This is a genomic window from Streptomyces cinnabarinus, from assembly GCF_027270315.1.
In the GTDB taxonomy this organism is placed as follows: Bacteria; Actinomycetota; Actinomycetes; order Streptomycetales; family Streptomycetaceae; genus Streptomyces; species Streptomyces cinnabarinus.
In genome coordinates, this window is record NZ_CP114413.1 from 1,951,736 (window position 1) to 1,971,663 (window position 19,928).

A 19,928-nucleotide genomic window follows, 5' to 3' on the forward strand; every position below is an offset into this window, starting at 1 on the left:
CGTCGTACGAGCACAGCGCAGGGAGCAGACACAGCAGTGGCCGTTCAGCAGTCCGTGGGTGCGGATCCGTACTTCCCCGATCACGGTGATTCCCGTTACCGGGTGCACCGGTACGAGCTCGCGCTGGACTACCGGCCGGGGCCGAACCGGCTGTCGGGGACGGCGCGGATCAACGCCATAGCGGGCCGGTCGCCGCTCGCCGAGTTCCAGTTGAACCTCGCGGACTTCAAGATCGGCCGGGTGCGGGTGGACGGGCGGCAGCCGCACTACTCGCATCGCGGCGGGCGGCTGCGGGTGAAGCCCGCCAAGGCGATCCGGCCGGGGGCCGCCTTCACGGTCGAGGTGCACTGGTCGGGCAACCCCAAGCCGGTGAACAGCCCGTGGGGCGGGCTCGGCTGGGAGGAGCTGGAGGACGGGGCGCTGGTGGCGAGCCAGCCGGTCGGGGCGCCGTCCTGGTACCCGTGCAACGACCGTCCGGCGGACAAGGCGTCGTACCAGATCTCGATCACCACGCCGTCGGCGTACTCGGTGGTCGCGGGCGGCCGGCTGCTGACGCGTACGACGAAGGCGTCGACGACGACCTGGGTGTACGAGCAGTCCGCGCCGACGTCCAGCTATCTGGTCGGGCTGTCGATCGGCAAGTACCAGACCGTGCTGCTGGGCGACCCCGGTCCCGGCGGGGTGCCGCAGCACGGGCACATCCCGGCGCATCTGCTGCCGCAGTTCTCGCGGGACTTCGCGCGCCAGCCGCAGATGATGGAGCTGTTCCAGGAGCTGTTCGGGCCGTACCCGTTCGACGAGTACGCGGTCGTGGTGACCGAGGAGGAGCTCGATGTGCCCGTCGAGGCACAGGGGTTGTCGCTGTTCGGCGCCAACCATGTGGACGGGGCGCGGGGTTCGGAGCGGCTGATCGCGCACGAGCTGGCGCATCAGTGGTTCGGCAACAGCGTCTCGATCGCCGACTGGCGGCACATCTGGCTGAACGAGGGGCTCGCCAAGTACGCGGAGTGGCTGTGGTCGGAGCGGTCCGGCGGCCGGACGGCGCAGCAACTCGCCGCCTCCGCCCACCGGTTGGTCGCCGCTCAGCCGCAGGTGCTGAAGCTGGCCGACCCGGGCCGCAAGCTCATGTTCGACGATCGCCTCTACGAACGCGGCGGGCTGACCGTGCACGCGCTGCGCTGCGCGCTGGGCGACGATGCCTTTTTCCGGATGCTGCGCGGCTGGGCGGCGCTGCACCGGGGCGGGGCGGTGAGCACCGCGACGTTCAGCGCGCACGCGGCCCGGTTCGCGAGCGAGCCGCTGGACGAGCTGTTCGAGGCGTGGGTGTTCCGCACTTCGCTGCCGCCGCTGCCGAGCCAGGTGACGGCGTTGCCGGTGAAGCCGCCGTATCCGCCGAGCGCGGGAGCGTCCGCGTGAGCGCCTGCCCCTGCGGCCTGTCCGAGCCGTACGAGAAGTGCTGCGGCCGCTACCACTCCGGTACGGCGGCACCCACCGCCGAGGCGCTGATGCGGTCCCGGTACAGCGCCTTCGTGAAGGGCGACGTGCCGTATCTGCTGCGGACCTGGCATCCGCGGACCCGGCCGGCCCGGCTCGACCTCGACCCCGGGATGCGGTGGACGGGTCTGGAGATCCTCGGCACGGAGGCCGGGAGCGCGTTCCACGCCACCGGGACCGTGACGTTCCGGGCGTCCTTCCGGGGCGGTTCGCTGCATGAGCGGAGCCGGTTCGAGCGGGTGGACGGGGCGTGGGTGTACGTGGACGGGGAGTTCCTGGACTGAGCGGCCTCGGCCCGCCCGCGCGCCGGTTTCAGGGCGCGAGGATGTCCAGCTCCTGAAGGGCACCGACGGTGATCTCGCGGACCAGGTGCTCGGCGCGGGCGGCGTCGCGGGCCCGGACCGCCTCCGCGACCTGGACGTGCAGGGTGACGGCGGCGGGGTCGGGGTCCTCGAACATGACCTCGTGATGGGTGCGGCCGGCGAGGACCTCGGCGACGACATCGCCGAGCCGGGCGAACATCTCGTTGCCGGAGGCGTTGAGGATGACCCGGTGGAAGGCGATGTCGTGGAAGAGGTAGCCCTCCAGCTGGTGGCCCCGGGAGTTGGACACCATGCCGAGGGCGCACTCGGTGAGTTCGGCGCACTGTTCGGCGGAGGCGTGCTTCGCGGCGAGGGCCGCGGCGGCCGGCTCGATCGCCGAGCGCAGCACGGTCAGCGAGCGCAGCTGGTGCGGGCGGTCGGCACCGGCCAGGCGCCAGCGGATGACCTGGGGGTCGTAGACGTTCCACTCGGACTTCGGGCGGACCGTCACGCCCACGCGGCGGCGGGACTCCACCAGATACATGGACTCCAGGACGCGCACCGCCTCGCGCATCACGGAGCGTGAGACGTCGAACTGCTGGGCCAGCTCGTCGGTGCGCAACACACTGCCGGGCGGATACTCGCCCGCGGTGATCGCGGGACCGAGGGTTTCCAGTACATGGCCGTGCAGCCCCCGGCCCGTTGTGCTCATCCCCACAGCCTACGGGGGAGGCCACGAGAACAAAAAGTCAGACTTATTTGTCACGCACTCTTGAATTCGTCGTACCTAATGAGTTTCAGTATCCCGGCCGACGTCAGCAGTCGACGTCGTTTGTCGAGGAAGACAGCGAGGCAGTGATGCGTACCCCCCACGTCGTCGTCGTGATGGGCGTTGCCGGAACGGGCAAGACCACGATCGGTCCCCTGCTCGCCGCCCGGCTCGGTGTCCCCTACGCCGAGGGCGACGACTTCCACCCGCAGGCCAACATCGCCAAGATGTCGGCGGGCACCCCGCTCGACGACGAGGACAGGTGGCCCTGGCTCGACGCCATCGGCGCCTGGGCCCACGGGCGGACCGGGCTGGGTGGGGTGGTGAGCAGCTCCGCGCTGAAGCGGTCGTACCGCGACCGGCTCCGGGCCGCAGCTCCCGGAGTGGTCTTCGTGCATCTCGCGGGCGACCGCGAGCTGATCGCGAACCGGATGCGGCAGCGGCAGGGCCACTTCATGCCGACGGCCCTGCTGGACTCCCAGTTCGCCACGCTCCAGCCGCTTCAGGCGGACGAGGCGGGCGTCGCGGTGGACGTCTCGGGCGGCCCCGAGGAGATCACCGCACGCGCCATCGCCGCGCTGGACGCCCTCGACACGCCGTCGGCCCCGACGCCGTAGCCCCCCACGCACTCCCCTCCCCACCCCTGTAACCGCAAGGAAATCCCGTGACCAGACTCAATGTCGAGCTGCTGGCAGCGGACCCCGTCGAGCCCATCACCTCGGCCGGTCATGCCCAGTTGGGCATCGCCGTCCTGCTGGGCATCGCCGTCATCGTCCTGCTGATCACCAAGTTCAAGCTCCACGCCTTCCTGTCGCTGACCATCGGGTCGCTGGCGCTGGGCGCGTTCGCCGGGGCGCCGCTGGACAAGGCCATAGCCAGCTTCACCACCGGCCTGGGCGCCACCGTGGCCGGTGTCGGTGTGCTGATCGCCCTAGGCGCGATCCTCGGCAAGATGCTCGCCGACTCCGGCGGCGCGGACGAGGTCGTCGACACGATCCTCGCCAAGGCGAGCGGCCGCTCGATGCCGTGGGCGATGGTGCTGATCGCCTCGGTGATCGGTCTGCCGCTGTTCTTCGAGGTCGGCGTGGTGCTGCTGATCCCGGTCGTGCTGATGGTCGCCAAGCGCGGCAACTACTCGCTGATGCGGATCGGCATCCCGGCGCTCGCCGGTCTGTCGGTGATGCACGGCCTGGTCCCGCCGCACCCCGGTCCGCTGGTCGCGATCGACGCGGTGCAGGCCAACCTGGGTGTCACGCTGGCGCTCGGTGTCCTGGTCGCCATCCCGACGGTGATCATCGCCGGTCCGCTGTTCTCCCGGTACGCCGCCCGCTGGGTGGACGTCCAGGCGCCGGACAAGATGATCCCGCAGCGCGCCTCCGAGACGCTGGAGCGGCGCCCCAGCTTCGGCGCCACGCTGGCCACGATCATGCTGCCGGTCGTGCTGATGCTCTCCAAGGCGCTCGTCGACATCATCATCGACGACCCCGAGAACGCCACGCAGCGCGTCTTCGACGTCATCGGCTCCCCGCTGATCGCCCTGCTCGCGTCCGTGCTGGTCGGTATCTTCACGCTGCTGCGCCCCGCCGGGTTCGGCAAGGAGCGGGTCTCCGGTCTGGTGGAGAAGGGCCTCGCGCCGATCGCCGGCATCCTGCTGATCGTCGGTGCGGGCGGTGGCTTCAAGCAGACGCTGATCGACTCCGGTGTGGGTCAGATGATCCTGGAGATCTCCGAGGACTGGTCGATACCGGCGCTGCTGCTGGCCTGGCTGATCGCGGTCGCGATCCGGCTCGCCACCGGTTCGGCGACGGTGGCGACGGTCTCGGCGGCGGGCCTGGTCGCGCCGCTCGCGGCGGGCATGTCCACCACGGAGACGGCTCTGCTGGTCCTCGCCATCGGCGCCGGCTCGCTCTTCTTCAGCCATGTCAACGACGCCGGCTTCTGGCTGGTGAAGGAGTACTTCGGGCTGAGCGTCGGACAGACCATCAAGACCTGGTCGGTGATGGAGACGATCATCTCGGTGGTCGCGGGCGGCGTGGTGCTCCTGTTGTCCTTGTTCCTGTAGCGGCCGTACGACCCCACTGGGCCCGCCCTCTCCTCGACACCGAGGAGAGGGCGGGCCCTCTTGTGCTCAGGGCCGCCACAGCGGATGCTCGCGCTCCGCCCACTCCCGGCTCACCGACCCCGTGCGCATGCCGCGGCGGGCCTCCGGGTCGGCCAGGGCCATGCCGATGTGTCCCGCCAGGACGATGCCGATGGTCAGGGCCAGCCAGTCGTGGACGAAGGTCGCGCTGGTGCGCCACACCAGCGGGGTGAGGTGGGTGAACCACATCAGCAGGCCGGTGCCGAGCATGACCAGCGTGGCGCCCGCGATCCAGGCCGCGTAGATCTTCTGGCCCGCGTTGAACTTCGCGGCGGGCCGGGCCCCCGGGCTCCGGTCACGGCGCCGGGCCGCGCGCAGCCAGCGCCGGTCGTGCGGGCCGAAGCGGTTGAGGTGACCGAGGTCGGCGCGCAGGGCGCGGGAGGCGAGACCGGCGAGGAGCGGGACGGGCAGGGCGAGGCCCGCCCATTCGTGGATGCGGACCATCAGCTCGCGCCGCCCGACGAGTTCGGCGAGCTGGGGGACGTAGAGGCAGGCGGCGGTCGCCACGCAGGTGAGCATCAGCGCGGCCGTCGTGCGGTGGACCCACCTCGTCGCCCGGCCGAAGCGGCGGAGCCTCGTGGCGGGCGGGGCGTCAGCTCGTAGGCTCATCGTCGCGTCCGTTCGAACGGCCGACCCAGGCGTCCACGTCGTAGCCGCGCTCCTCCCAGTAGCCCGGGCGGACGTCCTCGGTGACGGTGATGCCCGAGAGCCACTTGGCGGACTTGTAGAAGTACATGGGGGCCACGTAGAGGCGGGCCGGGCCGCCGTGGCTGTGGCCGAGGTCCTTGTCCTGCATGCGCAGGGCCACCAGGACGTCGGAGCGGCGGGCCTGGTCGAGGGTGAGGCTCTCGGTGTAGACGCCATCGAAGCAGGTGAAGCGCACCGCCCCGGCCGAGGGGCGCACTCCCGCGGCGTCCAGGAGCCGGGACAGGCGCACGCCCTCGAAGGGGGTGTCGGGGACCCGCCAGCCGGTGACGCACTGGACGTCGCGGACCATGCGGGTCTGGGGCAGGGCGCGCAGCTCGGCGAGGGTGTACGACATCGGGCGCTCGACCAGGCCGTCGATGGTGAGGCGGTAGTTCTCCGCGTTCTTGCGCGGCACCGAGGAGGCGACCGAGTAGTAGCGGAAGCCGCCGCCGTTGGGGAGCAGGCCGGTCAGTCCGGTGGGGTCCTTCTCGGCGGCCCCGGCGAGGAAGGACTCAAGGCCCCGCTGGAGCACGGGCGCGGTGGCCACGCCGAGGGCGCCGAGGCCCAGGGTGCCGAGGAAGATACGGCGGCCGACCGGCGTCCCGCGTTCCTCGGGATGTTCGGAGTTCACCCATTCATTCGAGCACCCGCGACCCGGGATGGGCCAGGGGCTGCGGGTGCCCGTCAGATTTCCGTAATCCCGGTGCTCGGTCCCCGCGGACCTCAGTGCTCGGTCTCCGCCGCCTTCTCCAGCTGGAAGGCTTCGTTGCCGAGGCCGATGCGGGCGTGCGCCTCGGGGTTGCGGGCGCGCAGGACGAGTCCCTGGACCAGGCCGATGACCAGGGCGAGGGCGATGATGCCGGGCAGGATCCAGTTGAGCGAGGAGCCCGGTCCCGAGCCCACGAGGACGTCGAAGTCCTTCACCGTGTAGACGACGATGAACAGCGGCGCGACGGTGGCGAGCCCGGCGGCGGACAGCCGCCAGAACTGGGTGCCCGCGGCGCCCCGGCGGACGAAGAAGGCCACCACGGACACCGAGGCGATGGACATCAGCAGCGCGACGCCGAGCGCGCCGACGTTGCCCATCCAGGTGAACAGGTGCAGCACCGGCGCGGTCGGGTCGCCGGTGGGCTTGTCGTCGGCGAGCGCGAAGGCGGCCACGACGACCAGGGCGATGCCGGTCTGGAGCAGCGAGCCGGTGCCGGGGGCGCCGCTGGCGCTGGTGGTGCGGCCGAAGGCGGAGGGCAGCAGGCCCTCGCGGCCCATGGCGAAGGCGTAGCGGGCGACGACGTTGTGGAAGCTGACCATCGCGGCGAACATGCCGGTCACGAAGAGCACGTGCAGGACGTCGGTGAAGGTCTCCCCGAGCAGTCCCTCGGTGAGGAAGAACAGCAGTCCGGCGCTCTGTTCCTGGGCGGTGCCGACGACGGCGTCGGGGCCGGTGGCGACGGTGATCGCCCAGCAGGTGACGGTGTAGAAGACGGCGATGCCGCCGATGGCCAGGAACATCACGCGGGGCACGAGGACGTGCGGGCGGCTGGTCTCCTCGGCGTAGACGGGTGCCTGCTCGAAGCCGAGGAAGGCGGCGACGCAGAAGCACAGGGCGGTGCCGATGCCGGCGCCGCTGAGGGTGTCCGGGTTGAAGGCGTGCAGGGACAGGCCCTCGGGGCCGGGGTCGCCGAGGGCGGCCACGTCGAAGATGACGACGAGGGCCACCTCGATGAGGAGCAGGACGCCGAGCACGCGCGCGTTGAGGTCGATCTTCAGCCAGCCGAGCGCGCCGGTGAGCAGCACGGCCAGCAGCGCCGGGATCCACCAGGCGAGTTCGATCTCCAGGTAAGTGGCGAACAGGCCGGAGACCTCGAAGCCGAAGATGCCGTAGATGCCGACCTGGAGGGCGTTGTAGGCGACGAGGGCGACCATGGCCGCGCCGGAGCCCGCGGTGCCGCCGAGGCCGCGGGAGATGTAGGCGTAGAAGGCTCCGGCGTTGTGGACGTGCCGGCTCATCTCGGCGTACCCGACGCTGAAGAGGGCGAGCACGACGCCGAGGATCACGAACAGCAGCGGCTGCCCGACGATGCCCATCACCCCGAACGTCGTGGGCATGACACCCGCGACGACCATGAGGGGGGCCGTCGCGGCCAGCACCGACAGCAGCAGCCCTGTCGTCCCGAGCCGGTCGGCGCGCAGGGCGCGGTCCTGGCCCTTGAAGGTGCTGATGCCGCCGTCGGCGGGGGGACTGCTCGTTCTCGAACTGCCCGTCGTCATCGCGGGTGGTCCTTTCGGGGGTGTTCGGAGGTCTTCGGGTCTTCTTCGGGTCTTCTTCGGGGGTGGCGCTTCACACCGTGCCGAGCGCGCTGTCGCGGGCGGCACGGAAGGCGGGGTAGGGATCGCGGTCCGGGTAGGACCAGGGCGCGGGGGTGACGTGCTCGCCGATGCGGTGGAAGAGGGCGGCGGCCTCGGCGCCGCGGCCCTCGCAGTACTTGGCGTGGGCGAGGAAGTTCAGGTCCACCAGGCGCCGGGGGTGGCCCTCGTGCTCCCACTCCAGCCACCAGTCGAAGGCGGCCTTCATCACCTGGCGGGCCCGGCGGCCGATCCAGTGCCCGGAGGCGGCCGGGTCGGGGGGCTCGTGTCCGGCGGCGGCCAGCACCCGGTAGCGCTCGGCGTGCGCGATCACCGGGAGGATCGCGAGCGGGGAGTCCGCGGGGGCCCGCTCGGCGGCGCCGTTGGCGAAGTCGTAGACCTCGTGCAGCGGGTCCGGGCCGACGGCGGCGTGGCGTTCGGCGAGCCGGGCGACCATCAGATGGTGGGCGTGATGGTGGTCGGGGTGCCGGTGGCGGACCTCCTCGAAGAGCTTCAGCGCCTCGTCCTCGGTGCCCGTGCCGCGGGTGAGCATGAGCAGGCCGAGCCAGGGGGTGGGGTCGGCCGGGGCGTGCGCGGCGGCCGCATGGCAGGCGTCGCGGGCCCGGTCCGGCTTCTCCTTGCCGCGCAGGGCGCGCCGCACCTGGGCGAGGGCCAGCAGGACGCGGGCGTCGGCGGACTCGGGTTCGGCGAGCAGCCACTCCCGGGCCCAGGGGGCGCTGTAGGGCTCCTGGGAGAGCACGGCGACCCGGTGTCCGCGGCAGTCCCAGTCGTCGCCGGTGCGATTGAGCAGCGAGCGGGCGCTCTGCCACCGGCCCTGGGCCAACGCCGCGCGGGCGGCGGTGAGTTCGAGATCGTCGAGGGCACCGTCCAGGGTCTGGGCCGCGCGCTTGCGGCCACGACCGAGGGGTGGCGGGGGTGGAGACACCTCGGGAACATCCTCACGCAGATCGTTGTGCTCGCTCAGTCACTGCGGGTCTACTGTTGAATTCGGTTTGCCATCGAGCGATCACGCACAGCCAACCCCCAGCCAACACTTCACGTCAAGGGCCGCAGGCGCGTTACACGCGTCAACTTGTGTGACTGGTGGGGTAGTTGTGAAGAGTTCGGAGGAGCTTTTGCCCGGGATTGGACCGTACCTGTGGCGTTCGTCATAGCGGTTCCCTCACCTGGCGCGGACCATGGCGTGAAGCCCATCGCCCCTCCAAACCTCCCAGGGGCGCTCCGGTCCCCGGGCCGCTAGAGTCGGCCCTTACGCAGTACGCACCCCGAGCCCCGGCCCAACGATCGAGGAACGTCGCGTGTCGCTTCAGGTTCTGATACTCGCCGTGTGCGCCGCCTGCTGCCTGGGCTTCGGATTCGTCCTCCAGCAGAACGCGGCCCAGAAGGCGCCCCTCAGCGACTTTCTCTCCCCCAGGATCCTGCTGGACCTGGTGAAGGTGCCGCGCTGGCTCGGCGGTATCGGCCTGATGGTGGCCGGCATGGTGCTGGGCGCCATCGCGCTCGGCCAGGGACAGCTGTCCCTGGTGGAACCCCTGCTCGCGACCAATCTGCTGTTCGCCATGGCGCTGTCCCGGCGCCAGACCCGGCAGCCGCTCGGCCGCCAGGGCTGGACCGGGCTGCTGCTGCTCGCGGGCGGGGTGACCGCGTTCATCGTGGCCGGTGAGCCGACCGGCGGCAGCGCACTCAGCGACCCGTTCAGGCAGTGGCTGATCATCGGTGTCATGGTCGGCACGGCCGTGTTCCTCACCGGCTACGCCAAGCGCTCCCGGCTGAGCGGGGGCCCGGTGCTCCTCGCCACCGCCGCCGGTCTCCTCTACGGCGTCCAGGACGCCCTCACCCGGGTCACCGGCGAGCGCTTCGCCGAGGGCGGCCTGGTCGAGGTGTTCACCGGCTGGCAGCCGTACGCCGTGCTGGCGCTCGGGGTGACCGGTCTGGTGCTGGTGCAGAGCGCGTTCGAGACCGCGTCGCTGCGGATGTCGCTGCCCGCCCTGACCGCGGCCCAGCCGCTGGCCGGGATCGCCTGCGGGGTCGGCTTCCTCGGCGACCGGCTGCGCACCGACGCCGGAGCCCTGGCCTGGGAGTTCGCCGGGCTCGCCGCGATCGTGGTGGGCATCGTCCTGCTCGGCCTGCACCCGGCGATGCCGAGCGGCGCGCCGGTCCGCGAACCGGCGCGCAAGCTCCAGCCGAGCTGACCCCCGGGGCCCGGGCCCTGCTTGGATGGGCCCCATGAGCGCAGCTGACGAGATCCTCGACATCGTCGACGAGAACGACCAGGTCATCGGGCAGGCCCCGCGCGGGCGCGTCTACGCCGAGGGCCTGCGCCACCGGTGCGTGTTCATCCAGGCCCGGGACGCCGAGGGCCGCCTCTTCGTCCATCGCCGCACCCCGACCAAGCTGGTCTTCCCGTCGCTGTACGACATGTTCGTCGGCGGCGTCGTCGGCGCGGGCGAGCCCTACGAACTGGCGGCCCTGCGGGAGGCCGAGGAGGAACTCGGGGTCTCGGGGCTGCCGCAGCCGGAGTTCCTCTTCAAGTTCCGCTACGAGGACGGCGCCGGGCACAGCTGGTGGTCGGCCGTGTACGAGGTGCGCTGCGAGCTGCCGGTCAGCCCGCAGGTGGAGGAGGTGGCCTGGCACGCCTTCCTGCCGGAGGAGGAGGTCGTCGCCCGCCTCGCCGACTGGGAGTGGGTGCCGGACGGGCTCGACGCCTACCACCGGCTCCGGGCGCACCGGGCCGCTGAGGGCTCCCGGTAGGGTCCGGGGCGTGATCGAATTCGTACGGAACGTCCGGCTGTGGTTCGCGCCCGAGGAGGTCCGCCGGGAGGGCGGGACGCCGGACTACCGGTTCTCGCTGGCCAATGAGCGCACCTTCCTGGCCTGGCTGCGCACCGCGCTGGCGCTGATCGGCGGCGGTTTCGCGGTGGACCAGTTCCTGCCGGACCTGCGCTGGGGCTGGCGGGTCGGGCTCGCCCTCGCGCTGCTCGCGGCGGGCGTGCTGTGTTCCCTGCGCGCGGTCAACCACTGGGTGCGGTGCGAACAGGCGATGCGCCGAGGCGAGGATCTGCCGGTCTCCCGGTTCCCTGCGCTGCTGAGCGTGGTGGTCGCGGTGGTGGCCCTGGCGATGGTCGTGGTCGTGCTCGTCGGGTGGGAGGGGTGAGCGCGGAGCCGGTGCGGGACCCCGGGCTCCAGCCCGAACGGACCCGGCTCGCCTGGCGCCGTACGACGCTGGCAGGCACCGTGGCCGCGGTGCTGGCCGGGCGGGCGGCGCTGCACGCCGGGGTCTCGGCGCCCCGGATCGTCGTGTGCGCGCTGTGCGGCCTGCTGTGGCTGGGCTTCCTCGCGATCGCCAACCGCCGTATCCACACCCTGGCCGCGAGCCCGGAGCCGAGGGCCCTCGCGCCCCGGCACGCGACGGCGGCGGTGCTGTGCACGGTGGGTCTTGCGGTGTGCGGGGCGGTGCTGGTTCTTTAGCCGGTCCCGCGGGGCAGCGGGGCGGCGGGGCAACGGGGCAGCGGGCGCCACGGAGGGTGAATCGCCGGATATGTACCATTCGCATGGCAGCCTGTCCGTCGTCATCACCCCGCCCGACGAAGACGAAGGTGAGCACCATGACCACCCTGCACACGGAACACGCCTCCCACGCCCACACCCACGGACCCGACTGCGGACACACCGAGGTGCCGCACGGCGACCACGTCGACTACGCGCACGGCGGGCATCTGCACCGTGAGCACGGCGGGCACTGGGACGAATGCGAACCGGGGGGCCATCTCACCCACGAGGGCCACGACCACCAGCACGGCGAGGACTGCGGACACGAGAGCGTGCTGCACGGGGACCACGTCGACTATCTGCACGACGGCCACCGGCACGCGGCCCACGCCGGACACTGGGACGACCACTGACGGCCGGAAGAACCCGCCCGACAGCTCCTCACTCCCCATGCGAGGAGCTGTCGGCCTATCGTGGCTCCGATCACGTTGGGCTCGCGCACTGGACGACATACCGACCGGTCGGCATCATTGGTCGGGTCCCGTTCACCTGCCCGTAGGAGCTTCGATGAGCCCCGACCACCCGCCCGGACTCGATCTCGACCGGCTGCGCGCCCTGCTGGACCGTGAGCACCCCGGACTGGTGCACGGCCCGCTGACCGGCCGGCTGATCGAGGGTGGACGGTCGAACCTCACCTACTCCGTCTCCGACGGCACCGCCCGCTGGGTCGTACGACGGCCTCCGCTCGGCCATGTCCTCGCCACCGCGCACGACATGAAGCGCGAGCACCGGGTGATCAGCGCGCTGCACCCGACGCGGGTGCCGGTGCCGAAGCCGGTGCTGCTGTGCGAGGACGAGGAGGTGCTCGGGGCGCCCTTCTACGTGATGGAGTTCGTCGAGGGCACCCCGTACCGCACCGCCGACCAGCTGGTCCCGCTCGGCCCGGAGCGCACCCGCCAGGCGGTGCTGTCGCTGGTGGACACCCTCGTCGAGCTGCACGCGGTCGACCCCGCCGAGGTGGGCCTGGCCGACTTCGGCCGCCCGGAGGGCTTCCTGGACCGCCAGCTGCGGCGCTGGGGCAAGCAGCTGGACGCCTCCCGCAACCGTGAGCTGGCCGGCATCGACGAACTGCACGCGACCCTCGGCCGACGGCTGCCGGTCTCCCCCACGCCGACGGTGATCCACGGCGACTACCGGCTGGACAACGTCCTGATCGGGAGCGACGACGAGATCAAGGCCGTCCTCGACTGGGAGATGTCGACCCTCGGCGACCCGCTCACCGACCTCGGCCTGCTGGTCATGTACAGCCTGCCGCTCGGGATGCCCCACTCCCCCGTCTCCACCACCGCCGAGGCGCCGGGTCACCCCGATCCGGCCGAACTGATCGAACGGTACGCCGCGCGCTCGGGGCGCGACGTCTCCGCGGTCTCCTGGTACACGGCGTTCGCCTGGTTCAAGCTCGCCGTGATCCTGGAGGGCATCCACTACCGCTACACGCTGGGCCAGACGGTCGGACGCGGTTTCGACCGCATCGGCGAGCTGGTGCCGGTCTTCATCGAGCACGGTCTGACCACTCTTCAGGAAGGCTGACGGGACATGGACTTCGCGTTCGACGCACGCACCGAGGAGCTGCGCGGCAAGCTGCTCGCTTTCATGGACGAGTACGTCTACCCGGCCGAGGCGGTGGCGGAGGAGCAGCGGGCCGCGCTGGCCTCGCCCTGGGACACCCCGGCGGTGGTCGAGGAGCTGAAGGCCGAGGCGCGCAGGCAGGGCCTGTGGAACCTCTTCCTGCCGGACTCCGAGTACGGTGCCGGGCTCACCAACCTCCAGTACGCCCCGCTCGCCGAGATCACCGGCCGCTCCCCGCACTTGGCGCCGACCGCGCTGAACTGCGCGGCGCCGGACACCGGGAACATGGAGGTGCTGCACCAGTTCGGCGACGAGCGGCAGCGCAAGCAGTGGCTGGAGCCGCTGCTCGCCGGTGAGATCCGCTCGGCGTTCGCGATGACCGAGCCGGAGGTGGCCTCCTCCGACGCCACCAACATCACCACGTACATCGAGCGGGACGGCGACGACTACGTCATCTCGGGCCGCAAGTGGTACATCTCCGGGGCGATGAACCCGGACTGCAAGATCTTCATCGTGATGGGCAAGACGGACCCGGACGGCACCGACATCCGCCGCCAGCAGTCCATGATCCTGGTCCCCCGGGACACCCCCGGCGTCACCGTCACGCGGGCCATGCAGGTCTTCGGCTACGAGGACCACTCCCACGGCGGCCACGCCGAGGTGGTCTTCGACCGGGCGCGCGTGCCCGCGTCGAACCTCATCGGCGAGGAGGGCGGCGGCTTCGCCATCGCCCAGGCCCGGCTCGGCCCCGGCCGGATCCACCACTGCATGCGGCTGATCGGCATGGCCGAGCGGGCCATCGAGCTGATGTGCCGCCGGGCGGTGTCCCGGACGGCCTTCGGCAAGGCGCTGGCGCAGCAGGGCGTGGTGCACAACTGGATCGCCGACGCGCGGGTGACCGTCGAGCAGCTGCGGCTGCTGGTGCTGAAGACGGCCTGGCTGATGGACACCGTCGGCAACAAGGGCGCCCACGCCGAGATCCAGGCCATCAAGATCGCGACGCCGCGTGCGGTCGTCGACATCATCGACCGCGCGATCCAGCTGCACGGCGCGGGCGGCGTGAGCCAGGACTTCCCGCTGGCCGAGCTGTACGCGAGCGCGCGGACGCTGATGATCGCCGACGGTCCGGACGAGGTGCACCAGCGCTCGCTCGCCCGCCGGGAACTGAAGAAGTACCTGCCCTAGGGGCGCAGGGCCCTCAGGAGCAGGTCGGCCAGATGGTCGGCCAGCTCCTGGGGGCTCATCGGGCCGTCGGGGCGGTACCACGTCGACAGGTGGTGGACGGAGCCGAAGTGGTAGTCCACCACCAGGTCGGCCGGGGTGGCGGTGGAGAAGACCCCGGCCCGCTGGCCCTCCTCGATGAGCGCGCGGAAACGCTCGTGGTAGCGCCGCCGCTCGGAGCGCACCTGCTTGTTCTTCTCGGGGCTCAGATGGTGCATCGAGCGGAAGAAGATCGAGGCGTCGTCGAGGTTCTCGATGGTGGTGACCACCACATCGGCCGCCGCGGCCCGCAGCCGCTTCTCCACCGGCTCGTCGGCGTCCGCGAAGGCGTCCAGGCGCTCCTGCTGGACGCGGAGCACGCGCGCGTACACCTCGTGCAGCAGATCGTCCTTGGAGCCGAAGTAGTGGTACAGCGCTCCCTTGGTGACGCCGGCCGCCTCCACGATCTCCTGCACCGAGGTACGGTCGTAGCCTCGCTCGGCGAAGAGCCGGGTGGCGGCGGCGAGCAGCCGCTGGGGGACGGGGGTGCCGTCCGCGTCCGTCGTTCTGGGCACTCTGCCGCCACCTGCCTTTCGGGTTCTCACTGGCTGTCGTGCGCGCGGGAACGAAGTTCCCGCCGGAGGATCTTCCCACTCGCCGTCTTCGGCAAGTCGGGCAGGATCTCCACCTGGCGCGGGTATTTGTAGGCGGCCAGTCTCTCCTTGCAGTACACCGCGAGTTCATCCGGGTCCGTCCCGGCACCCGGACGCAGGCTGATGTACGCCTTGACGGTCTCCCCGCGGTACCCGTCGGGCACCCCGACGACGGCCGCCTCGCGCACCGCCGGATGGGTGTACAGCACGTCCTCGACCTCGCGCGGCCACACCTTGAAGCCGGACGCGTTGATCATGTCCTTCTTACGGTCGACGACGTACAGCCAGCCCTCGGCGTCCATGAACCCGATGTCGCCGGTGCGCAGCTCGCCGCCGGGGAAGGTCTCCGCGGTGGCCTCGGGGCGCCGCCAGTAGCCGGGCACCACCTGCGGCCCGCTGACCACGATCTCGCCCGGCTCGCCGAAGGGCACCTCGGCGCCCTCGTCGTCGACGATCCGCACCACCGTGTCCGGGCCCGGCACGCCCACCGCGAGCGTCCCGGAGGCCGGGTCGACGGGCGCCTCCCACTGCGGCGGCACGGCGGCGCAGGGCGCGGTGCACTCGGTGAGCCCGTAGCCGTTGCGGATGTACGGCCCGAATCCGGCCCGGAACTTCTCCACCAGCGCGGGCGGCAGCGGGGCGCCGCCCGAGGAGATGATCCGGAAGGAGGCGAAGTGGTCCCGGGTGACGGAGGGGTGCGCGGCCAGCGCCATGAAGGCGGTCGACGGGCCGACGGTGTAGTGCGGCTTGTGCTCGGCGAACGCGTCCAGCACGGCCCCGGCCTCGAAGCGGTACGCCAGCACGAGCGTGCCCGCGCTGTTCAGACAGGCGCCGAGCTGGCAGACCATGCCGGTGATGTGGAACAGCGGGGCCATGGCGAAGTAGACCGGCGCCGCGGGCAGCGGCAGTCCGGTCCGCTGCCGCTCGGCGTTGTGCATGATGTTGCCGTGCGTGTTGGTGGCCCCCTTGGGGGTGCCGCTGGTGCCGGAGGTGTAGCTGATCAGCGCGATGTCGGACGGCGCCGGATCGCGTCCCTCGGGGGCTTGGTGCCCGGCACCGGCCACGGCGGTCAGATCCTCCGCGTCCGGGGCCTGCGGGAGCCGCTCGAAGGCGAGCACGCGTTCGTCGTCCCGGGTCTGGAAGTCCAGCTCGCAGCCCGTGAGCACGATCCGCACCGGCGAGTCGGCGGCCGTCTCGCGCAGATACGTCTCCCAGGCGCGGTCCGAGCAGATCAGCGCGGCCACCTCGCCGTCCCGCAGGACGTGCGCCATCTCCCCCGACTTGTACATGGGGTTGACCGGCACCACGGTCGCGCCCGCCTTCCAGGCGCCGAGCACGGCGACCACGAAGAGCGGGGAGTTCTGCAGCAGCACCGCCACCCGCTCACCGCGCGCCAGCCCCCGCGCCGCCAGGTGCCCGGCGACGGAGTCGCTCAGCTCATCGACCTCGCGGTAGCTCAGCCGCCCGTCGAAGTAGGCGAGGAAGACCCGGTCCGGCACCGCGGCGGCGGCCCGGCGCAGGGCGTGCACCAGGGAGTCGGCGGGGTCGATGGGAGCCCGCTGGGCGTCGTCGAGCAGGGCGAGCCAGGGCTTGGCCGCGTACCCGCTCACCGCGCGGTCTCCCACTTCTGCTGGATGTGGTTCATGGTGCCGAGCCATCGGTCGGGATCCCCGGCCCGCGCCTGGTAGAACCCGGCGACCTCGGGATGCGGCAGGATCAGGAACCGGTCCTCCGCCATCCCCTTGAACAGGGCGTCGGCCACGTCGTCCGGCTCGATGGCGGTGGGCTTGAGCACCAGGTCCCCGGCGGTCCCGGTGGCGGCGAGCATGTCGGTGCGCACGCCCTGGGGACAGATCGCGTGCACCTGGACGCCCCGGTGCCGGTAGGTCAGCGACAGCCACTCGGCGAAGGCGTACGCCCCGTGCTTGGTGACGCTGTAGGGCGCGGCACCGATCATGGTGAGCAGCCCGGCGGCGGACACGGTGGACACGAACCGCCCGCTCCCCCGCTCCAGCCACCCCGGGAGCAGCTCCTGAGCGGCCCGCACATGGGCCATCACGTTGACGTCCCAGGCCAGCGCCCAGACGTCCTCCCCGGCGGCCTCGGACCCCCCGGAACCGACGCCGGCGTTGGCGCAGTACACATCGATGTCCGCACCGAGCGCGTCCCGGGCGGGTCCCACGATCCCGGAGGCGTCCCCGGGCAGGGCGATCCCCCCGATCTCCGCTGCGACGGCTTCGGCCTTGGCGACGTCGAGATCATTGACGACGACCCGGGCCCCGGCGGAGGCGAACCGCCGGGCAAGCGCGGCCCCGATCCCCCCACCCGCTCCGGTGACAACGACTCCGGCGTCCTGCAGGGCTTCCACCATCGGTCTCCTTCGATCGCGGCTCAGGCGAGCACGGCCAGACTAACCGGTCGGTATGTATCAGAGGAAGGGCGCGGAAGGCATACCCAGGCGCGCGGGGAACGGCGCGACAAGCCACAGACGACCAGCAGCTTACGAACCACCGCAACACCCCCTACCGTGCCCTTCATGCGCTTTACGAGACGAACTCTCCTAGCCGCAACCCCGGCCCTCGCGGCCACCACAACCCCCGCAGCCGCCGCAGGCTCCGGCGGACGCCGATCGCAGACCGGCTTCGAGCGCCTCCAGGCATCCGGCTACGCCCCACTCGCCGGCCGGCGCGTAGGAATCGTCACCAACCCCACCGGCATCACCCGCACCGCCCGCCACATCGTCGACGTCATGCACGCTGACGACAGGGTGGATCTCAGGGCCGTCTTCGGACCGGAACACGGCTTCCGGGGCACCGCCCAGGCAGGCGGCTCCGAGGGCCGCTACGACGACCCGGCCACCGGCCTCCCCGTCTACGACACGTATCTGAAGAGCGGTCAGCCCCTCGCCGACATCTTCACCGCCTCAGCCGTGGACACGATCGTCTTCGACATCCAGGACGTCGGGGCCCGCTTCTACACGTACATCTGGACGCTCTACGACTGCATGGAGGCGGCCCAGCTCGCCGGGAAGCGCGTGGTCGTACTGGACCGGCCCAACCCGGTGACCGGCCGCTCCGCCCAAGGGCCCGTCCTGCACAAGGAGTTCGCCACCTTCGTCGGCCGGCAACCGATCTCGCAGGCGCACGGGATGACGGTCGCCGAGCTGGCCCTGCTGTTCAACGGGGAGTTCCTCACCATGCCCGTCGGCCTGGACACGGTCACGATGTCGGGCTGGCGGCGCTCGGAGTTCTACGACGCCGCGAACCTGCCCTGGGTGCCGCCCAGCCCGAACATGCCGACCCCGGACACCGCGCTGGTCTACTCGGGCACCTGTCTCTTCGAGGGCACGAACCTCTCCGAGGGCCGGGGCACCACCCGCCCCTTCGAACTCCTCGGCGCGGAGGGCATCGACAACCGCTGGGCCGCCGAGGCCAACCGGCTGGGGCTGCCCGGGGTCCACTTCAGGGAGGCGTACTTCACGCCCACCTTCTCCAAGTTCCAGGGCAAGACCGTCGGCGGCGTCCAGATCCACGTCCACGACAAGGCGGCCTACGACCCCGTACGCACCGGCGTCGGTCTGCTCGTCACCGCCAAGCGGACCTTCCCCGGCTTCACTTGGCGCTCCGACAACTGGATCGACAAGCTCACCGGGTCCACCCAGGTCCGCACGGCGATCGACGCGGGCGCGAGCACCGACGAGGTGGTCGAGGGCTGGCAGGACGAACTCGCCGCGTTCCGGCGGATTCGAAAGGAATACCTGCTCTACAGATGACCCGCGTCGTATGGCCAACTCTGCCCCGTGGCGGGACGATACGCCCACATCGCACCGCTACGGGGGACGAGGGGGCCTGTCATGGCACGACCGGAGTTGAGCGTATCTCCGTACTGGGAGCTGACCTTCGACGCGGACGGTGACCCGGACACCCGCTCCCGGGACCGGCTGCTCGCCGGGGTGACCCGGCGCGGCGTGCAGGACCTGCTCGTCTTCGCGCACGGCTGGAACAGCGACCGCTCCGGCGCGACCCGGCTCTACGACCGCTTCTTCGCCCCGGTCCCCCAGCTCGCCCCCGGCGCCCCCATCGGATACGTGGGCGTGGTGTGGCCGTCGATGCGGTTCTCGGACGAGCCGATCCCCGACTTCCCGCGCTCCGTCGCGGCCGACGGGCCCGCCCGTCCGGCGCTGGACAAGGACACCCGGCACGCGCTGCTGGAGACGTTCCCGGGGCGGGCCACGGTGGTCGACCAGCTCGCCCGGCTGCTGGACCAGCAGTCGCGCGAGGAGGCGGAGCTGGAGGAGTTCGGGCGGCTGGTGCGGCTGCTGGTGGACCTGGTGCCGCCGGGCCCGCAGGCCCTGTTCGCGGCGGACACCCTGGCGGAGGGGGTGCCGCAGGACGATCCGGAGATGTTCCAGGGGACGGCGGGCGAGATCTGCGCGGAGTTCGGGCGGGCGCTGGCCCGGCTCCAGTCACCGGACGACGTTCCGGACGCCTCCTTCTCGCTGCCGAATCCCTGGGAGGGGGCGCACGAACTGCTGCGCCAGGCCACGTACTACGCGATGAAGCGGCGCGCGGGCACGGTGGGCGAGCGGGGGCTCGGGCGGGTGATCGGGCAGCTCGCGGCACGCGCCCCGAAGATGCGGGTGCATCTGCTCGGGCACAGCTTCGGCGGGCGGCTGGTGTCGTTCGCGCTGCGCGGTCTGCCCGAGGGAGTGCACACGGTGAAGTCCGTGACGCTGCTCCAAGGGGCCTTCTCGCACTACGCGTTCTCCGCGCGGCTGCCGCACGACCCGCGCGCGGGCGGGGTGCTCCAGGGGCAGCACAACCGGATCGACGGGCCGCTGGTGTGCTGCTTCTCCAAGCACGACGACGCCCTGGGCACCATCTATCCGCTGGCGTCCCGGATGGCGGGCCATGACCGGGAGTTCCACGAGCTGAGCATCGGCGGGGCGCTGGGCACCAAGTGGGGTGCGATGGGCTTCGACGGGGTGCAGGCGGTGCCCGGTACCAAGAAGCTGAAGTTGGCCGACGCGCTGCGCGGGCCGCTGCCCGCGAAGGGGTGCGTGAACGTCGACGCGGCGGCGGTGGTGCGGCGCGGCGGGCCGCCCGCCGGGGCACACAGCGACATCCTGCACCGGGAGCTGGCCCAACTGGTGCTGGCGGCGGGCCGGGTGCACTGATCCGCCGCCAACTCCCCTGTCGGTC

21 protein-coding genes are annotated in these 19,928 nt (G+C 71.6%); 13 read left to right on the top strand and 8 right to left on the bottom strand.

Annotation, left to right across the window (positions count from 1 at the left end; translation table 11 throughout):
* The first annotated feature begins 36 nt into the window (after positions 1 to 36).
* Both STRCI_RS08765 and STRCI_RS08770 read left to right on the top strand, forming a co-directional pair.
* Positions 37 to 1,416 (top strand): M1 family metallopeptidase, encoded by a 1,380-nt coding sequence (locus STRCI_RS08765; protein WP_269658281.1) that lies wholly within the window; start codon positions 37 to 39, stop codon positions 1,414 to 1,416.
* A complete protein-coding gene (locus STRCI_RS08770; RefSeq protein WP_269658282.1) occupies positions 1,413 to 1,778 on the top strand; it encodes a YchJ family protein in 366 nt (121 codons plus the stop codon). Before STRCI_RS08765 ends, STRCI_RS08770 begins: the two co-directional genes overlap by 4 nt.
* 28 nt (positions 1,779 to 1,806) lie before the next feature.
* Here the strand turns inward: STRCI_RS08770 and STRCI_RS08775 are convergent, their stop codons facing one another.
* A complete protein-coding gene (locus STRCI_RS08775) occupies positions 1,807 to 2,508 on the bottom strand; it encodes a FadR/GntR family transcriptional regulator (protein WP_269658283.1) in 702 nt (233 codons plus the stop codon).
* Positions 2,509 to 2,654: 146 nt separating this feature from the next.
* Here STRCI_RS08775 and STRCI_RS08780 point away from each other — a divergent pair, with 146 nt between their 5' ends.
* Both STRCI_RS08780 and STRCI_RS08785 read left to right on the top strand, forming a co-directional pair.
* A complete protein-coding gene (locus STRCI_RS08780) occupies positions 2,655 to 3,182 on the top strand; it encodes a gluconokinase (RefSeq protein WP_269658284.1) in 528 nt (175 codons plus the stop codon).
* 47 nt (positions 3,183 to 3,229) lie between these two features.
* Positions 3,230 to 4,627, top strand: a complete 1,398-nt coding sequence (locus STRCI_RS08785; protein ID WP_269658285.1) for a GntP family permease — start codon at positions 3,230 to 3,232, stop codon at positions 4,625 to 4,627.
* 66 nt (positions 4,628 to 4,693) lie between these two features.
* On the opposite strand, the gene STRCI_RS08790 is transcribed toward STRCI_RS08785, so the two are convergent.
* From STRCI_RS08790 to STRCI_RS08805, 4 genes are all read right to left on the bottom strand, one after another.
* Positions 4,694 to 5,314 carry a cytochrome b/b6 domain-containing protein gene (locus tag STRCI_RS08790; RefSeq protein WP_269658286.1) on the bottom strand — a complete coding sequence of 207 codons (621 nt, stop codon included), beginning with the start codon at positions 5,312 to 5,314 and terminating at the stop codon, positions 4,694 to 4,696.
* Positions 5,298 to 6,023: a molybdopterin-dependent oxidoreductase gene (locus tag STRCI_RS08795; protein ID WP_269658288.1), complete on the bottom strand. Its 726-nt coding sequence runs from the start codon at positions 6,021 to 6,023 to the stop codon at positions 5,298 to 5,300. Before STRCI_RS08795 ends, STRCI_RS08790 begins: the two co-directional genes overlap by 17 nt.
* Positions 6,024 to 6,115: 92 nt before the next feature.
* Positions 6,116 to 7,660, bottom strand: a complete 1,545-nt coding sequence (locus tag STRCI_RS08800) for an APC family permease (RefSeq protein WP_269658289.1) — start codon at positions 7,658 to 7,660, stop codon at positions 6,116 to 6,118.
* Between the two features lie 70 nt (positions 7,661 to 7,730).
* Positions 7,731 to 8,681, bottom strand: a complete 951-nt coding sequence (locus tag STRCI_RS08805) for a hypothetical protein (RefSeq protein ID WP_269658290.1) — start codon at positions 8,679 to 8,681, stop codon at positions 7,731 to 7,733.
* A 373-nt stretch (positions 8,682 to 9,054) separates the two neighbouring features.
* Here STRCI_RS08805 and STRCI_RS08810 point away from each other — a divergent pair, with 373 nt between their 5' ends.
* The 7 genes from STRCI_RS08810 (at position 9,055) to STRCI_RS08840 (ending at position 14,059) form a co-directional block, all read left to right on the top strand.
* Positions 9,055 to 9,948 carry a DMT family transporter gene (locus STRCI_RS08810; RefSeq protein WP_269658291.1) on the top strand — a complete coding sequence of 298 codons (894 nt, stop codon included), beginning with the start codon at positions 9,055 to 9,057 and terminating at the stop codon, positions 9,946 to 9,948.
* Positions 9,949 to 9,982: 34 nt separating this feature from the next.
* Positions 9,983 to 10,507, top strand: coding sequence for an NUDIX hydrolase (locus STRCI_RS08815; protein ID WP_269658292.1), 525 nt, complete (start codon positions 9,983 to 9,985; stop codon positions 10,505 to 10,507).
* A gap of 10 nt (positions 10,508 to 10,517) precedes the next feature.
* Entirely contained in the window at positions 10,518 to 10,910 is a 393-nt protein-coding gene (locus tag STRCI_RS08820) for a YidH family protein (RefSeq protein WP_269658293.1), read from the top strand.
* Positions 10,907 to 11,224 carry a DUF202 domain-containing protein gene (locus tag STRCI_RS08825; RefSeq protein ID WP_269658294.1) on the top strand — a complete coding sequence of 106 codons (318 nt, stop codon included), beginning with the start codon at positions 10,907 to 10,909 and terminating at the stop codon, positions 11,222 to 11,224. Before STRCI_RS08820 ends, STRCI_RS08825 begins: the two co-directional genes overlap by 4 nt.
* A 137-nt stretch (positions 11,225 to 11,361) precedes the next feature.
* Entirely contained in the window at positions 11,362 to 11,658 is a 297-nt protein-coding gene (locus STRCI_RS08830; protein WP_269658295.1) for a hypothetical protein, read from the top strand.
* 154 nt (positions 11,659 to 11,812) lie between these two features.
* The gene (locus STRCI_RS08835; protein WP_269658297.1) at positions 11,813 to 12,835 is read left to right on the top strand and encodes a phosphotransferase family protein; all 1,023 of its coding nucleotides are present in this window, start codon (positions 11,813 to 11,815) and stop codon (positions 12,833 to 12,835) included.
* Positions 12,836 to 12,841: 6 nt separating this feature from the next.
* On the top strand, positions 12,842 to 14,059 hold the full coding sequence (locus tag STRCI_RS08840) for an acyl-CoA dehydrogenase family protein (RefSeq protein WP_269658298.1): 1,218 nt from the start codon (positions 12,842 to 12,844) through the stop codon (positions 14,057 to 14,059).
* On the opposite strand, the gene STRCI_RS08845 is transcribed toward STRCI_RS08840, so the two are convergent.
* The 3 genes from STRCI_RS08845 to STRCI_RS08855 are packed head-to-tail and all read right to left on the bottom strand — an operon-like array spanning position 14,056 to position 17,098.
* Complete coding sequence (locus tag STRCI_RS08845; RefSeq protein ID WP_269658299.1) at positions 14,056 to 14,649, bottom strand: TetR/AcrR family transcriptional regulator; 594 nt, start codon at positions 14,647 to 14,649, stop codon at positions 14,056 to 14,058. The two genes, STRCI_RS08840 and STRCI_RS08845, sit on opposite strands and share 4 nt — an antisense overlap.
* 26 nt (positions 14,650 to 14,675) lie before the next feature.
* Entirely contained in the window at positions 14,676 to 16,385 is a 1,710-nt protein-coding gene (locus tag STRCI_RS08850; protein ID WP_269658300.1) for a class I adenylate-forming enzyme family protein, read from the bottom strand.
* A complete protein-coding gene (locus STRCI_RS08855; protein ID WP_269658301.1) occupies positions 16,334 to 17,098 on the bottom strand; it encodes an SDR family oxidoreductase in 765 nt (254 codons plus the stop codon). The genes STRCI_RS08850 and STRCI_RS08855 overlap by 52 nt, the downstream gene beginning before the upstream one ends.
* A 165-nt stretch (positions 17,099 to 17,263) precedes the next feature.
* Between STRCI_RS08855 and STRCI_RS08860 the strand changes: the two genes are divergently transcribed.
* Positions 17,264 to 18,499: an exo-beta-N-acetylmuramidase NamZ family protein gene (locus STRCI_RS08860; RefSeq protein ID WP_269658302.1), complete on the top strand. Its 1,236-nt coding sequence runs from the start codon at positions 17,264 to 17,266 to the stop codon at positions 18,497 to 18,499.
* An 81-nt stretch (positions 18,500 to 18,580) separates the two neighbouring features.
* The gene (locus STRCI_RS08865) at positions 18,581 to 19,903 is read left to right on the top strand and encodes a serine-threonine protein kinase (protein ID WP_269658303.1); all 1,323 of its coding nucleotides are present in this window, start codon (positions 18,581 to 18,583) and stop codon (positions 19,901 to 19,903) included.
* Positions 19,904 to 19,928 lie beyond the last annotated feature (25 nt).

What these genes read in the sequence shown, in the direction of transcription:
- STRCI_RS08855 (WP_269658301.1), bottom strand. Translation starts at nt 17,098, where the DNA reads ATGGTGGAAGCCCTGCAGGACGCCGGAGTCGTTGTCACCGGAGCGGGT.
- STRCI_RS08775 (WP_269658283.1), bottom strand. Translation starts at nt 2,508, where the DNA reads ATGAGCACAACGGGCCGGGGGCTGCACGGCCATGTACTGGAAACCCTC.
- STRCI_RS08800 (WP_269658289.1), bottom strand. Translation starts at nt 7,660, where the DNA reads ATGACGACGGGCAGTTCGAGAACGAGCAGTCCCCCCGCCGACGGCGGC.
- STRCI_RS08860 (WP_269658302.1), top strand. Translation starts at nt 17,264, where the DNA reads ATGCGCTTTACGAGACGAACTCTCCTAGCCGCAACCCCGGCCCTCGCG.
- STRCI_RS08865 (WP_269658303.1), top strand. Translation starts at nt 18,581, where the DNA reads ATGGCACGACCGGAGTTGAGCGTATCTCCGTACTGGGAGCTGACCTTC.
- STRCI_RS08850 (WP_269658300.1), bottom strand. Translation starts at nt 16,385, where the DNA reads ATGGCTCGGCACCATGAACCACATCCAGCAGAAGTGGGAGACCGCGCG.
- STRCI_RS08790 (WP_269658286.1), bottom strand. Translation starts at nt 5,314, where the DNA reads ATGAGCCTACGAGCTGACGCCCCGCCCGCCACGAGGCTCCGCCGCTTC.
- STRCI_RS08830 (WP_269658295.1), top strand. Translation starts at nt 11,362, where the DNA reads ATGACCACCCTGCACACGGAACACGCCTCCCACGCCCACACCCACGGA.
- STRCI_RS08815 (WP_269658292.1), top strand. Translation starts at nt 9,983, where the DNA reads ATGAGCGCAGCTGACGAGATCCTCGACATCGTCGACGAGAACGACCAG.
- STRCI_RS08835 (WP_269658297.1), top strand. Translation starts at nt 11,813, where the DNA reads ATGAGCCCCGACCACCCGCCCGGACTCGATCTCGACCGGCTGCGCGCC.
- STRCI_RS08840 (WP_269658298.1), top strand. Translation starts at nt 12,842, where the DNA reads ATGGACTTCGCGTTCGACGCACGCACCGAGGAGCTGCGCGGCAAGCTG.
- STRCI_RS08780 (WP_269658284.1), top strand. Translation starts at nt 2,655, where the DNA reads ATGCGTACCCCCCACGTCGTCGTCGTGATGGGCGTTGCCGGAACGGGC.